The sequence below is a fragment of the Geodermatophilus sp. SYSU D01176 genome (genome assembly GCF_054050015.1).
Genome location: NZ_JBJGYN010000011.1, coordinates 15052 through 28328, shown reverse-complemented (window position 1 = coordinate 28328; position 13277 = coordinate 15052). Strand labels below are relative to the sequence as shown.

The window sequence follows — 13277 nt, the reverse complement described above, 5'->3', positions numbered from 1 at the left end:
AGCGCACAAAAGCCCAGGTCAGACAAGGTGGGCCCCGTGGGGATCGAACCCACAACCCGCGGATTAAAAGTCCGCTGCTCTGCCAGTTGAGCTAGAGGCCCGGGGGATCCGTCGTTCTCTCGGTGTCGTCCTCGAGGTCTCCCCCGGTGCAACTCACCGGGGCTGACTCGAGCCCCCGGATCCGCCACCGCGGAGCCTACGGCAGCACAACGTCCCCCGGGCGCGCTCCGCGGCAAGGGGACACCGATGACGCCGCGGCCGGGTTGCGCCTCCCCATCACGTCGTGACGAGGTGCCCATTCCTGCACGAGGCGCTGAGGAGTCGCTGGCAGGTCCTGGTCTGCGAGCTGGTCGGCGGACGCGGCGGTCACTCCCCGCGCCCGGTGACCGCCCGACGTCGTGCAAACCGCAGCGGCGGCAGGTGGGCCGCCTCGCGCACCGCCGCTCCCCCGACCGGTCTCCGAACGACGACGGGATCGGCGAGCAGGTCAGTCGTCGTCCCAGCGGTCGCCCCAGTGGTCGTGCCCGTGCTCGTGCCAGCCGCCGCCACCGCTGTCGGACAGCGCCACCCCACTCAGGGCGCCGACGAGAACGAGGAAGAGAGCGGCGACCAGGAGCACGACCGCCACCCGCGCCGCGCTCAACCGGCCGGTGGCGGTGGTCAGGGAGGCCCGCACCTGCTCGACCGCGAGCGTCCCGAGCGACCGCCACCCCGGCGCCGTGCGCTCGGCCGGCGCCGGCGGGAGGTCCTCGGTCAGCGGGTCGAGGTCGGTCAGGTGGACGGCGGCGAAGGCGTCGGCCATCCGCTCACTGCCCTCGTCCGGCGTGAGCAGGCCACGGGCCACCGCGTCCTGCAGGCGCCCGACGGTGGCCAGCCGGTCGGCGTCCGACGCGCGCATCCGCGGTGCGGACGTGGCCGTGCTGTCCAGGTCGATCAGGGGTGGCATGGCTGCTCCTCCCGGAGTGCGACGCGGAGAGGGCCACAGCCTGCACCCGCGCCCGGAGGCCCGGGCAGGTTCCGGCGCAGGCGGGTTCGCGACGACACGAGGCCCCGCGCGACGGGTGCGCCGTGCAGGGGTCTCGTGTCGTTCCGTGCTCCCCGGCCCCCGCGGACGGTCACGCGGGGCCCTTGGGCAGGAGGACCCGCGCCGCCAGGCCGCGGAACCAGCGGGCCCGGTACGGCGGCTGCCCGCGGGCCAGGGCGCGGACGATCCCGTCCCGGACGACGTCGGCGGTCCAGTGACCGCGGCGGACGAGCACCGGGACCCACAGCTCCGCCTCCTCGGCGCCCTCGCCCACGGCAGTCGCCTCTAGATGACGTCGAAGAGGAACAGGAGCAGGAGGGTCAGCAACGCGGAGACGACCAGCGAGCCCAGGCAGCCGAGCCGGCTGGAGAAGAGGAAGAACACGGACGGCGGGTTCCCCCACCCGCGACCCGCGAACCCGGCACGCACGCTCCGTGGTCCACGACACGGGGACTTCACCTGCTCAGGGGATGGCTTGACGCCGTCAAGTCACCTAGCGTGACTCCTGCTGCCGCGCGAGGACACGTTCCCGACGCGCGGCCCCAGGCTCCGGCCCGGTCGTCCCGTTCCCCCCGTGGCGGCCGGGCCGGGCTCATCCCGGCCGCAGCAGACCCGGCCTCAGCAGACCCGGCCCAGCAGGTCCTGCAGCAGCGCCTGCTGGTCGGCGTCGACCGGCAGGGGCACCGGCACGGGTTCGGCGTCCCCCACCGCGACCCACAGCGGGAAAACGAACGGCTGCTTGGTGTCGGCCAGCACGTGCGGGTCGCAGGACGCCGCGGTGAACGCCACCTCCGCCGTCGCCCGTTCCTCGCCCGGCCCCAGCTCCAGCGGCAGCCCGGCCACGGCGACGTCCAGGACGACGCTGCCCCGGGCGTCGACCACCGTGACGGCGCGGCCGTCGTCCCCGGCGCGGGACAGGACGACGCTCCCGGTCACCGAATCCCCCGCCGCGGCCAGGCCGGTGAGGCCGACGTCCGCGACGGCGAGCACCCCGGTGGCTGCGCACGCCTCGCGGTGGACGACGTCCAGGTCGTCCCCGGCCAGCGGCACGCGCAGCTCCTCGACCGCCCCGTCCGGCCGGACCACGGTCAGCCGCGCCGCCACCGGCCCCGGCTGCGCGGCGCAGTCCGGCTCGCCGTAGGCGGTGCGCAGGTCGATCGTCCGGCCGGGCTCGAAGACGGCGGTCAGCGCGGTCGGCGGCAGCGGCGCGAAGCCCGGCGAGTCGATCGCCACCGCGGTCACCGTGAACGGCCGGTCGCCGGTGTCGGTGACCCGCACGTGCACCCGCCCGGGGACGGGCACGTCGGTGCGGTGGCGCACCACCTCGGCGTCGAGCCCGGGCACGGGCGGGAGGGCCGGCGCCGCGGGCGTCGCCGCCGGGACCGGCTCGGCGGCGCCGTCCGACTCCGAGCAGGCGGCGCACAGCAGGACGAGCGCCAGCGCCGCCGTCCGTCCCATGGCCCGAGGGTAGGGACGGCGGCACCGTCCGGGGGCCTACCGGTCGCGCCCGGGCAACCGGGCCATGACCCGGCCGGCCTGCATGCGGATCTCCATCTTGTCCTGCGGGTTGGCCGCCGGGCCGCGCCGCGGCTGGCCGTCCTCGAGGTCGAAGGCCGAGCCGTGCCACGGGCAGACCAGGCAGTCGGCGCCGCGCACCTGCTCCACCGACCCCTCGTACAGCGGGCCGGACAGGTGCGAGCACGACCCGACGAAGGCGTCCACCCGCGTTCCCCGGCGGACGACGACCAGCGGGACGTCGACGCTCCCGCCGTTGCCCGTCCGCAGCGCCGGGCGCCCCTCGGGCAGGTCGTCCAGCGGGCCGAGGTCGAACCAGTCCGAGCTCAGCGCGCGGGCCGCCGTCGCGGCGTGTGAGGCGCCGGAGGACTGGGCGTAGGACATGTGGCCGCCGATGGCCGCCGATCCGCTCGCGACGCCGAGCCCCGCGTAGGACAGCACCCGGCCCAGCCCGCCCCGGCCCCGGGCCCGGGCGGCCAGCGAGCCGACGTAGAGGCCGAGCGCGACGGTGTTGCCCAGGGCGTGCAGCGCGCCCAGCCGCCGGACGCCGATCGCCTGCTCCGACCAGTCGGCCGCGCCGGCCAGCGCCGCGGGGACGGCGGCGGCCACGCCGGTGCCGATGAGGACGGTGGCGGCCGGCCGCAGCCGGGGGATCGCGTCGAGCAGGCCGGCCGACGTCCAACTCCCCACGGGGACCTGCACCAGGATCGGGTGCACCGGGTGACCCAGCCACGTGCCGTGCAGCAGGTCCCGGAGGGCCTGCGGCCGGAGGGCGGCCTGCACGGCTCGCCGGGCCGGCTCGATCGCACTGTCGAAGGTCGCCTTGTCTGCGACCCGGTCGAGGATCCCCATGAGGCTCATGACGGCCTCCTACCCCCGTCGACCGGCGGCGATGCCGACCCCGGTGCGCTGTAGCGAGGGTTGATCCGACGGTGACGGCCACGCGGGCGCCTGCGGTCCGGTGATCGACTGCACAGCCGAACTGTCGGTTCCCAGGGGAATAACCACTGGTGTCCAGCCGATCCCCAGGTAGAGGGTGCAGAAAGCAACCATGACCTGCGGAGGAACCTCGTGACCTGCCCGTCGCTGCTGACCCGCCGTCCGGCGGTCGGCGACGCCGTGGGCAGCGTCGTGACGCGGGTCCGTGCCGAGGACACCCTCGGGCAGTTCGCCCGCTTCGTCCTCGTCGGCGGCTCCACGACCGTCGTGTACGCCGCGCTGTTCACCACCCTGGAGTGGCTGGGCTACCTCACCGCGCACGTCGTGGCGACCGCCGTCTCCACGGTGCTGGCGAACGAGATGCACCGCCGGCTCACGTTCCGGGCCGGCGAGCGGGTGCGCTGGCTCACCGCCCAGCTCGAGGCCGGCGGCGTCACGGTGATCGGCCTGCTGCTCAGCAGCTCCGCCCTCGGCGTCCTCGACTCGTTCGCCCCGAACGCCGGCGTCGTCGCCCAGGTCTCGCTCGTGGTCACGGTGACCGGGCTGGTCGGCCTCATGCGGTTCGTCGCGCTCCGCTGGCTGTTCCGCCCGCGCGCCGCCGTGACCGCCTGACCGCCCGCTACGAGCGGTCGGCGGCCGGCCGAGGCGACCGCCGAGCTCGTCGCCCGACGATCGGGTGACACCCGCCTCGCCACCGGGCGGCCGGGACGGCGGACCGGCCGCCCAGCGCTAGGTTGGCGCAGGTGAGCGAGCCGAGCACCGCAGTTCCCGCGGGCTCCGCCGCCCTCCGCACCGTCGCCCGGGGGGTGGGCCGCTGGGCCGTCCGGGTGGCCGTCGTCCTGGTCGGGGCCTGGCTCGGGATCCTGCTGCTCGGCCGGGTGTCCGCGCCGATCGGTCCCTTCGACGCGACGGTGGCCTTCCGGCCGCTCGGCGGTGGCGCCGCCCTCGACATCCCCCCGTTGGGTGCGCTGCAGGTCGACGCCTACGACGGGCCGCTGCGGCTGGAGATCCAGCTCAGCCGGGTCGACGAGATCCGGGCGACGCAGCTGGCGACCGACCCCGCCCGGCTGGACGGCGTCGTCGACCGGGTGAGCGCCGACCTGCGGGACGCCGTCGAGCGGGTGGCGTGGCTGACCGCGCTGGCCGCGGTCGGCGGGGCGACGGCGGCGTCCCTGCTGGTGCTGCGACGCCCCCGCGAACCGCTCATCGCCCTCGGGCTGTCCACCGCGCTCGTCGCCGCGACCGGCGGCATCGCCGCGGCGACCTGGCGACCGGCGGCGCTCTCCCAGCCGACGTACACCGGGCTGCTGGTCAACGCGAACAGTCTGATCGGCAGCGCGCAGGACATCGTGGCGAGGTTCGACGCCTACCGCGCCTCGCTCGAGGACCTCGTCTCCAACGTCAGCTCGCTGTACTCGACGCTGTCCGCGCTGCCCCCGCCGGGCGGCGCCGACGACAGCGTGGCGCTGCTGCACGTCTCCGACATCCACCTCAACCCCGCCGGTCTGGACCTGGTGCAGCAGGTGGTCACCCAGTTCGGCGTGGACGGCGTCCTCGACACCGGCGACCTCACCGACTGGGGCAGCCCCCCGGAGAACACGCTGGTCGGCCGGGTCGGCGACCTCGGCGTCCCCTACGTCTTCACCAAGGGCAACCACGACTCCACCGTCACCGTCCAGCTGGTCGCCGCCCAGCCGAACGCGACCGTGCTGGACGACTCGGCCGTGACGGTGGCCGGCATCCAGATCGTGGGGACGCCGGACCCCCGATTCACCCCCGACCCGGAGGCCGACGACGGCGTGGAGTCGCTGGAGGCGGCCGGCGAGGGCCTCGCCGCGTTCGCCGGGTCGCTGCCGGAGACGCCGGCCGTCGCGATGGTGCACGACCCGGAGCAGGCGCCGCCGCTGGACGGCGTCGTCCCCCTGGTGCTGGCCGGGCACACCCACGAGCGGGAGGTCACCCGGCTCGACGGGGGCACGCTGCTCATGGTGGAGGGCTCGACCGGCGGGGCCGGGCTGCGCGCCCTGCAGGGCGAGTTCCCCGAGCCGCTGACCTGCACGGTGCTCTACCTCGACCCGACGACCGGGGCGGTCACCGCCTACGACGAGATCACCCTGGGCGGGCTGGGGCAGACCGAGGTGACCATCGAGCGGGAGGTGGTCGGCCCGCTGGACGCCGCCGTCGGTGGGGACGACGCCCCGACGGGCCCGACACCGACCACGCCCGGCCCGACGACGCCTCCCGCGCCCGCCTCCCCGACGGGCTGACCCAGCCGACCTAGGCTCGGCCCATGTCCACGACGACGTCGCGTGCCTCCCGGCTGGCTGCCGGGGTCCTCGCCGGGAGCCTGTCGCTGCTGCCGCTGACGGCCTGCTCGTTCAGCTCGGACACCTTGTCCTGCAGCGGCAGCGAGTGCTCGGTGACGTTGTCCGGCGACGGGGCCGAGGTCGAGATCCTCGGGACGACGCTGGGCTTCGGCGGCGTCCAGGACGGGCGGGCCTCGCTCGAGGTGGGCAACGCCAGCGTCTCCTGCGCCCAGGGCGAGACCGTGACCGCAGGCCCGCTGACGCTGACCTGCACCACCGTCGAGGCCGACTCCGTGGAGCTCACCGCCTCGCTGGGCTGAATGCCCTCAGGCGAGGTCGCCGACCTCGATGACGACCCGCGTGGGGCCCTCGAGGGCGTACACGCGGAAGGGCGCCTCGCCCCGCGTCCCGACGAACGCCACCGAGGTGCCCTCGAAGGTCGCGTCCCAGGCGACCTCGGTGACCGTCCGGGTGCCGCTGCCGGGGAGCGGGTCGGGGCCGGTCCACTCCTCGACGCCGGTGTCGAACGGGTAGCCGGCACCGGTGATCGTCACCTGCAGGACGGCCTCGCCGGCCACCTCCACCGGGTCGCCGGTGCCCTGCGCGTACGCCTCCTCGACGTACCGGACGTCCCAGCCCGGCGTCCCGGCGCCGCCCGTCTCGAGGACGACGCGGTCGAAGCCCTCCTGGCGTGCGGTCCGGATGTCGGAGACGGTCACCAGGGCGTCCGCGGAGGCCTCCTGGGTCGCGGGCTCCGTGCCGCCCTCGAACGGCGGGACGTCGGTGCCGGTGTCCTCCGCCTCGGTGGTCGGTGCGGCGGAGCCGGGTGCCGTGGAGCCGGCCGTGGCGGTGGCCTGCCCCGTGCTGGCGGACGGCGCGGTGCCGGGGTCGGCGCTCCCGCAGCCGGCCAGCAGCGCGGCGGCGAGCAGGAGGGGCGGGCAGACGGCGGCACGACGGATCACCCGCTGAGGGTGACAGCCGCGGGCCGTTCCAGCCGCGAGCACGGCTGCCGTGTCGCGTCGCCTGGACTCCGTCGGTGGAGCGACCGGTCAGGACGCTAGGAATCCGTCAGCCACGCCATCAGGCGGCCCTGCGACCAGCAGCGGCCGATGGCCTCGGCCCGCAGAGCCGACCCCTCGAACACCGCGAGACCGATGGTGCTGTGGCCGGAGGCGCGGCGATCGCCGAGCGTCGGTATCGCCGGCGCGACGCCGACCCCCTCGGCTGACACCCACGCCACCGCCCGGCCGACCGCCGCCTCGTCGAGGCGGTGCAGGAAGCGCAGGCGGCTCTCCAGGGGGAACTGCGACAGCGCCCACGTCGTGGTGACGACCGGCAGGGCGTCCGCGGGCACACGGGCGAAGGCGTCGGGCAGCACCTCGACGGCGTTGCCTCGCAGCAGCAGCGGAGGGTCCGTCGCCGCCACCGCCATCGCCGCCTCGAGCCTCGCGGCCAGCTCCGGCTGGCCGGGCCACAGGCAGGCGCGCAGCCACCGGGCGTCATCCGCGTCGGTCACGTCGAGCGGATCGGGGCCGACGCCGACGCGGGCGACGACCTCGGGCACCGCCCGCGCCGGGATCGGCCGGTCACCCACGATCGAGCACGACAGCTGCACGGGGGACGACGGGTCGCCGAGCGATCGGCCGTGGCTGTAGGTGACGCCGACACGATCGACGTGGAGGTTGAGCCCGGCCGAGCCGCCCACGTCGATCAGCCCGACCGCGTTCGCGCCCACCCGGCGCGCCGCCTCGGCAACGGCCGGGTACAGCACGGCGCAGCGTCCGGTGTCGATGGTCCGCGTCGGCCGGCGCACGGCGATGGCCACGACCGAGTCGGTCATCCGCAGCAGCGTGTCGATGGCCGCGCCAGCGGCGGCGTCGCCGTCCTCGGCGGCATACGCCGCGGCCAGCGCCGGGGCCCGTCCGGCGAGGGCGAGGTCGTGCAGCGCGGCGAGGATCACCGTGGGGTGCCGCTTGCGCGCCGGCGCCGTCCCGATGGCGCGCAGCGCCTCGTCGGACTCGCTCAGGGCGACGGCGACGCGCTCGTACAGCGGCGATGTCCCCGCGGCGTCGACCTCACCGAAGTGTCGGTACACCTGAGCGAGCGTTCGAGCCCTCCCCCCGGGTGCGGCGCTTCCCGTGGGCGGCCCTGACGTCCCGACGACTCCCGCCATGGGGACGACGATCCCCGACCCTCCACCTGGCGCAAGAGCCCGGGGAGATCCTCGACCGATGCGCCGGCTGATGCTCTCCTCCTCCAACTCGGTCAGCTGCTGACGAGCGGCGCTGCGCGGTCCATCGTCGAGAAGACGCCGCACGACTCGTCGTCGGTCTCGATGTGGATCACCGCGGGTCGAGATCTTCTCCCCTCGAGTGGGCACGTGTGCCGAAGGACGCAGACGATCACGCCCATCACTCTCACCTGACGCGGTGCCAGGGTCTGTCCTGCGGATCTTGTGCGCCGCCTCCCAGTCCTGAAGGCGGTTGGGGGGGCATCTGACGTGCCCTAGTGAGCACGTCCTGGGCGCAGCGGCAATTTCGACGCGTAGCGGCGCGATTACGGTTCGCAAGAACCGTATCGTTCGGCTGACATCGCTCTGCACAGCATGAGGAGCCCGAATGTCGGCAGCGGATCTCATCGCCATCGCCGAGCAGTGGACCGCGGCTGACGATGCAGGAGACTTCAGCAGGCATACGGAGTGGATGTACCCGGACACCGAGATCCACCTGGTCAGCCGCGCTCGGGTGCTGCGCGGGCCGCAGGAGTGGATCGCCTTCATGCGTGCCTATCGCGCCGGGGTGTCCGACTTGCGCACCACGGTCCATGACCGCTTCGCCACCGAGGATCGGCTCGCGCACCGCTGGACCCTGACGGCTACCCACACGGGCGACCTCTTCGGGATGGCACCTACCGGGCGGCCCATCCGAGTCGAGGGTGCGTCGGTGTGGCACTGCCGTGACGGTCGCCCGGAGCGGATCTTCATCTACAGCATCCCGGTGGCGGAGGACTCAGCGGGACCTGACACGGATTCGTAGCGACGAGGGAACCTGGCCCCACTGCGGCATCGCGGGCCTCGACTGCCACCGGTAGCCCTGAGTGGGCCGTTTAGGCCCTGTCCTGACGATCTCATCGATGTGATCCAGGGGGCTGCAGCAGTTCGTCTCGTCGTCCACCTGGGCAGTGGAGCCGGTGCGCGAACGGCTGGCCCGCCGCGCGGTCGAGGTGACCGCCCCGCATGCGTGGGTGGTCGACGACACCGGCTTTCCCAAGGACGGCAGCGCCTCGCCGGGGGTGGCCCGCCAGTACTCCGGCACGCTGGGCAAGGTCGGCAACTGCCGGATCGGCGTCAGCGTCCGCGCGGTCACCGACACCGCCTCCTGCCCACTGAACTGGCGGCTGTTCCTCCCCGCGGGCTGGGACGACACCCAGACCGCGACGGAGGAGGCGGCCGCGGCGGTCCGGGCGCGGCGCGAGCGCGCCGGCATCCCCGACGCGACCCGGCAACGGGAGAAGTGGCGGCTGGCCATCGACATGCTCGATGAGCTGGCCGGCTGGGGGGCTGGCCCCGCCGGGGGTGGTCCCCGATGCCGGCTACGGCACCACCGCCGCCTTCCGCGAGGCGTTGACCGCCAGAGCAGGGGTACGACGATCCCGGGCGTCTGAGCGGGAAGAGGCCAGCAGAGAGGGGGACGGAGGACCGAGCCGGCGAGGTGCGGGGCAGACTGCAGAAGGCCATCGGCACCGCGTCCGGCACAGGGTGGCGAGGGACACCGCACCCCCGCGTCGGAGGTGGTGCGCGGAGCATGTAGAGTTCTCGCTGCCCCCGGCGAACACGAGCCCCCATCGTCTAGCGGTCCAGGACGCCGCCCTTTCAAGGCGGTAGCACGGGTTCGAACCCCGTTGGGGGCACAGCACGACCAGCACCACACAGCAAGGCCCTGTAGCGCAGTTGGTTAGCGCGCCGCCCTGTCACGGCGGAGGTCGCGGGTTCGAGTCCCGTCAGGGTCGCTCTCCGGTGGAGACACCGGGAGGGGCAGGTAGCTCAGTCGGTACGAGCGCTCGCCTGAAAAGCGAGAGGTCGGCGGTTCGACCCCGCCCCTGCCCACACCATCCTCCTGCTGCCCCGCCACACCGGCCGGGCACACTGCCGCGGTGACCTCGCTCCCCGCCACGCTGCACGTCGGCAGCACCAGCGTCGGCCTGCGCCGAGCGACCGCGGACGACGTCCCCGCCCTCGTGGCGCTGCTCACCGACGACCCGCTCGGCCGCGACCGCGAGCTCCCCGATCCGGCGCCCTATCGGCGGGCGTTCGCCGCCGTCGACGCCGATCCTGCCCAGCTGCTGCTCGCCGTCACGCGGGGTCCGGACGTCGTCGGTACCGCCCAGCTCACCGAGATCCCCGGCCTGTCCCGGGGCGGGACGACGCGGCTGCAGGTCGAGGCGGTGCGGGTGCGGGCCGACCTGCGCGGCCAGGGCATCGGCGCGGCCCTGTTCGCCTGGGCCATCGACGAGGCCCGCCGGCGCGGCTGTGGGCTGGTGCAGCTCACCACGGACACCCGGCGCGCGGAGGCGCACCGCTTCTACGAGCGGCTCCGGTTCACCGCCTCGCACGTGGGGTTCAAGCGGCAGCTCTGAGCGGCGCTCAGCCGGCGCGGTCGGCGACCACCTGGGCGTAGACCTGCGCGTGCACGGCCTGGACGGCGGCCTTCTGCTCCGCCCGCCACGCCCGGTCGGCCGGTCGGGGCGCCGGCCGGGTGAGCGCCGCGGCGACGGCGGCGTCCAGGGACACCGGGTCCAGCCCGCGCTCCTCGTCGTTGTCGTAGGGGACGACGTCGGACCACTGGTCCGCGAACCACCCGCAGCTGGGCGCCACCACCCGCGTGCCGACGTCCCGGCACACCTCCAGCTCCGGCGAGTGGGTGCCACAGCACTCGGGCAGGACGACGGTGTGCAGCTCCTGCAGCTGCGCGATCCACGAGTCGGCCTTGCGCGGCCGGTACTCCAGGCTGTCCCCGGCGGCGAAGACCGGCGGCGGCTCGACGCCGTCGTCGAGGAACACCCGCAGCCGCCCGCCGCCGTTGACCGCCCCGGACAGCGCCGCGCGGACCAGCGCGGCGGGGTCGGGCAGGGCGGCGCACGGTCCCCGCAGCGCCAGGCCCACCAGGCCGCGCTCGGCGCCCAGCTCGGGCACCGGCTCGGCGATCGAGGGGTGCGCCACGACGATCGCCGTCCGGCCGAACCCCCCGGCGACCTCGTCGGCCGCCCCGGGGGTCAGCGTCAGCACCACCTCCGCCGTCGCCAGCAGCGCCGCCAGGTGCGCGTCGTGCCGGCGCCGGGTCTCGTGCTCGGGGTCCCGCAGCTGGTGGACGGTCAGCACCAGGGGCACACCGGTCCGCCGCAGCGTCTCCACCCAGCTGACCACCTCGTCCTCGGGCAGGTGTCCGTAGCCGGAGTGCAGGTGCACCACGTCGACGCCGTCCGCGTGGGCGGCGAGGTAGGCCGGGTCCAGCCAGGGGCTGGGCCCCTGCGCCGGGCCCACCCGGACGACGTCCGCGGGCAGGACGGCGTCGACGTAGGGATCGCAGTACGGGACGGTCACCACGCGGATCCCGGGACCTGCCGGGGGCTCGGCGGCGTTCACGTGCGGTACTCCTCCTGCGGCCGCGCACTGCGACGGCAGGGGCGGTGCTCCGATCAGAACTGGCTGGTACCGGTGAATTACCCACCGGCATCCCATCCAACCCGAGCGGTCACGCGGCGTGCACGGGCCTCCCGTGGAGGGGTCAGGCGAAGTCGGCGGGCGTGAAGTCCCGCCGCTCGACCAGCACCAGCCAGTTCCCGGACACGTCGCGCATCACGGCCTCGACGCCGTAGGGGCGCTCGGCGGGCTCCTGCAGGAAGACGACGCCCTTGGCCGAGAGCTCCTCGTAGGTCTTCCGGCAGTCGTCGACGGCCAGCCCCAGCCCGCCCATGAGCCCTTCTCCAGCTGGCCGCGGACGAACGCGGCGGCGTCCTCGTCCAGCGGCGGCCCGGGGGTCATGAGGGTGATCTCGAGCTCGGGCTGGCTCGGGTGGGACAGGGTGACCCAGCGGAAGCCCTCGCCCATGGTGATGTCGGTGCGGGCCTCGAAGCCGAGGACGTCGACGTAGAACTCCTTGGCCCGGTCCTGGTCGAGGCAGTAGACGGTGACCAGCGAGATGTTGGTGATCATGGCCCCGACCCTAGGGACGGCGACCGGCCGGTGGCTTCTCCGGGATTGCTCGACCCGAGCCGGTCGTGCCCCCGAGGTCCACCACGCCACGCATGAACAGCCAGCAGCCGGGCACGTGCGCCTCCCCGCGGGCGGCCCAGCGGTCCCGGTAGGCGACCGGCGACTCCCCGGTCAGCGCCCGGAAGCGCGTGGAGAACGAGCCCAGGCTGGCGTAGCCCACCGCCATGCACACCTCGGTGACGGTGAGGTTGGCCGAGCGGAGCAGGTCCTGGGCCCGCTCGACCCGCCGCCGGGTGAGGTAGCGGATCGGCGTCTCCCCGTAGGCGGCCTCGAAGGACCGGACGAAGTGGTACTTCGACACCCCGGCCACCCGAGCCAGGCGGTCCAGGTCGAGGTCCTCGGCGAAGTGCCGGTCGACGTGGTCCCGGGCCCGGCGCAGGTGTGCCACGAGGTCGGGGGGCACCGTGGACACCGGGCGACCCTACGAGCCGTCCCGCCCCTGCCGGGCGGCCGCGTAGGCCGGCGCCCGGAACCGGGCCATCGGCCCGCCGGGGACCAGGCCCGGCGGCGGGTTGCGGACGGCGTCGAAGCGCAGGTCCGGGTCCACCTCGGGCACCGGGGCGAGCAGTCGCAGCCGGGCGAACGGCTGCCACTCCCCCGCGCCCCGCGCCGCGGCCAGGGTGAATGCGAGCCGGCCGGCGCGGGCCGCCGCGGCGACCGGCCCCGGCTCCGCGGTCACCGGCCCGGCCCCGGGGTCGGGCAGCGCCGCCAGGAACACCGGCCCGGCCGCCGTCCGGTAGCCCATGATCGACGAGTGGACGGCCAGCGCGTCCCACCGGGGGACCGGGATCCAGCGGGTGAGCCGGCCCCGCCCGGTGCTCGACAGCAGGAGGTCCACCGGCCCCGCCGCGCCCGGCGTCCCCGGCAGGCGGACGGCGAGCCCGAGCAGGTCCGGCAGCGGCGCGGGCAGCCCCGCGCCGCGGGAGAGCCGGACCAGCGCCGCCTCCTCGCCACCGCCCGCGAGCCACGGCACGCCCCAGCCGGCCGGGCCGCCGGCCCGCTCCAGCACGGCGTCCAGCACCACCCCCCGGGGGTGCATCGGCTTGCCGTGGCGCCGGCGGGCCAGCGCCCCCAGCGGGACGGCGACGGCACGGCCGGCCGTCCGGGGCAGGTCGGTCACGAGGTCCTCCTGTCGACGGGTCCCCGCCCCATACCCGGTCGGGCGGGTCCGCGTCCAGCTGTGGCGATCCGCCCGGGACGGGTGGGACAGGAGCGATCGGCT

General features: G+C 75.0%; 15 protein-coding genes, 4 tRNA genes and 1 pseudogene. 9 read left to right on the top strand and 11 right to left on the bottom strand.

All coding sequences use genetic code 11. The annotated features are described in order from the left end of the window. Nucleotides 1-28: 28 nt before the first annotated feature. The 5 genes from ACI78Z_RS08430 to ACI78Z_RS08410 form a co-directional block, all read right to left on the bottom strand. Nucleotides 29-101 (bottom strand) — tRNA-Lys (locus ACI78Z_RS08430). A 386-nt stretch (nt 102-487) separates the two neighbouring features. Further along, the gene (locus ACI78Z_RS08425) at nt 488-946 is read right to left on the bottom strand and encodes a DUF1707 SHOCT-like domain-containing protein (protein ID WP_457036074.1); all 459 of its coding nucleotides are present in this window, start codon (nt 944-946) and stop codon (nt 488-490) included. A 169-nt stretch (nt 947-1115) separates the two neighbouring features. Further along, entirely contained in the window at nt 1116-1298 is a 183-nt protein-coding gene (locus tag ACI78Z_RS08420; protein WP_457036073.1) for a hypothetical protein, read from the bottom strand. A 344-nt stretch (nt 1299-1642) separates the two neighbouring features. Continuing rightward, nucleotides 1643-2482 (bottom strand): hypothetical protein, encoded by an 840-nt coding sequence (locus ACI78Z_RS08415; protein WP_457036072.1) that lies wholly within the window; start codon nt 2480-2482, stop codon nt 1643-1645. 36 nt (nt 2483-2518) lie between these two features. Then, nucleotides 2519-3400: a Rieske 2Fe-2S domain-containing protein gene (locus ACI78Z_RS08410; protein WP_457036071.1), complete on the bottom strand. Its 882-nt coding sequence runs from the start codon at nt 3398-3400 to the stop codon at nt 2519-2521. A gap of 210 nt (nt 3401-3610) precedes the next feature. Here ACI78Z_RS08410 and ACI78Z_RS08405 point away from each other — a divergent pair, with 210 nt between their 5' ends. From ACI78Z_RS08405 to ACI78Z_RS08395, 3 genes are all read left to right on the top strand, one after another. Continuing rightward, the gene (locus ACI78Z_RS08405) at nt 3611-4090 is read left to right on the top strand and encodes a GtrA family protein (protein WP_457036070.1); all 480 of its coding nucleotides are present in this window, start codon (nt 3611-3613) and stop codon (nt 4088-4090) included. Between the two features lie 131 nt (nt 4091-4221). Next, nucleotides 4222-5745 carry a metallophosphoesterase family protein gene (locus ACI78Z_RS08400; RefSeq protein WP_457036069.1) on the top strand — a complete coding sequence of 508 codons (1524 nt, stop codon included), beginning with the start codon at nt 4222-4224 and terminating at the stop codon, nt 5743-5745. A gap of 23 nt (nt 5746-5768) precedes the next feature. Next, nucleotides 5769-6104, top strand: a complete 336-nt coding sequence (locus ACI78Z_RS08395; RefSeq protein ID WP_457036068.1) for a hypothetical protein — start codon at nt 5769-5771, stop codon at nt 6102-6104. Nucleotides 6105-6110: 6 nt separating this feature from the next. Here the strand turns inward: ACI78Z_RS08395 and ACI78Z_RS08390 are convergent, their stop codons facing one another. Both ACI78Z_RS08390 and ACI78Z_RS08385 read right to left on the bottom strand, forming a co-directional pair. Further along, nucleotides 6111-6746, bottom strand: a complete 636-nt coding sequence (locus ACI78Z_RS08390; protein ID WP_457036067.1) for an AMIN-like domain-containing (lipo)protein — start codon at nt 6744-6746, stop codon at nt 6111-6113. 95 nt (nt 6747-6841) lie between these two features. Next, complete coding sequence (locus ACI78Z_RS08385; protein WP_457036066.1) at nt 6842-7879, bottom strand: DUF2332 domain-containing protein; 1038 nt, start codon at nt 7877-7879, stop codon at nt 6842-6844. A 523-nt stretch (nt 7880-8402) separates the two neighbouring features. Here ACI78Z_RS08385 and ACI78Z_RS08380 point away from each other — a divergent pair. From ACI78Z_RS08380 to ACI78Z_RS08355, 6 genes are all read left to right on the top strand, one after another. After that, nucleotides 8403-8819, top strand: coding sequence for an ester cyclase (locus ACI78Z_RS08380; protein ID WP_457036065.1), 417 nt, complete (start codon nt 8403-8405; stop codon nt 8817-8819). A 154-nt stretch (nt 8820-8973) separates the two neighbouring features. After that, nucleotides 8974-9447 (top strand): transposase, encoded by a 474-nt coding sequence (locus tag ACI78Z_RS08375; RefSeq protein ID WP_457036064.1) that lies wholly within the window; start codon nt 8974-8976, stop codon nt 9445-9447. Between the two features lie 173 nt (nt 9448-9620). Next, nucleotides 9621-9693, top strand: a tRNA-Glu gene (locus ACI78Z_RS08370). Nucleotides 9694-9718: 25 nt separating this feature from the next. Beyond that, a tRNA-Asp gene (locus ACI78Z_RS08365) sits at nt 9719-9792 on the top strand. 23 nt (nt 9793-9815) lie between these two features. Then, nucleotides 9816-9889, top strand: a tRNA-Phe gene (locus ACI78Z_RS08360). A gap of 47 nt (nt 9890-9936) precedes the next feature. Then, nucleotides 9937-10419, top strand: a complete 483-nt coding sequence (locus ACI78Z_RS08355; protein ID WP_457036063.1) for an N-acetyltransferase family protein — start codon at nt 9937-9939, stop codon at nt 10417-10419. 7 nt (nt 10420-10426) lie between these two features. On the opposite strand, the gene ACI78Z_RS08350 is transcribed toward ACI78Z_RS08355, so the two are convergent. The 4 genes and pseudogenes from ACI78Z_RS08350 to ACI78Z_RS08335 all read right to left on the bottom strand — a co-directional run bounded on the left by ACI78Z_RS08350 (nt 10427) and on the right by ACI78Z_RS08335 (nt 13175). Next, nucleotides 10427-11425 carry a hypothetical protein gene (locus tag ACI78Z_RS08350; RefSeq protein ID WP_457036062.1) on the bottom strand — a complete coding sequence of 333 codons (999 nt, stop codon included), beginning with the start codon at nt 11423-11425 and terminating at the stop codon, nt 10427-10429. Nucleotides 11426-11567: 142 nt separating this feature from the next. After that, nucleotides 11568-11995 (bottom strand): annotated as a pseudogene (locus ACI78Z_RS08345) (VOC family protein). 10 nt (nt 11996-12005) lie between these two features. After that, the gene (locus ACI78Z_RS08340; RefSeq protein WP_457036061.1) at nt 12006-12467 is read right to left on the bottom strand and encodes a helix-turn-helix domain-containing protein; all 462 of its coding nucleotides are present in this window, start codon (nt 12465-12467) and stop codon (nt 12006-12008) included. Between the two features lie 9 nt (nt 12468-12476). After that, a complete protein-coding gene (locus tag ACI78Z_RS08335; RefSeq protein WP_457036060.1) occupies nt 12477-13175 on the bottom strand; it encodes a phosphodiesterase in 699 nt (232 codons plus the stop codon). Nucleotides 13176-13277: the final 102 nt, after the last annotated feature.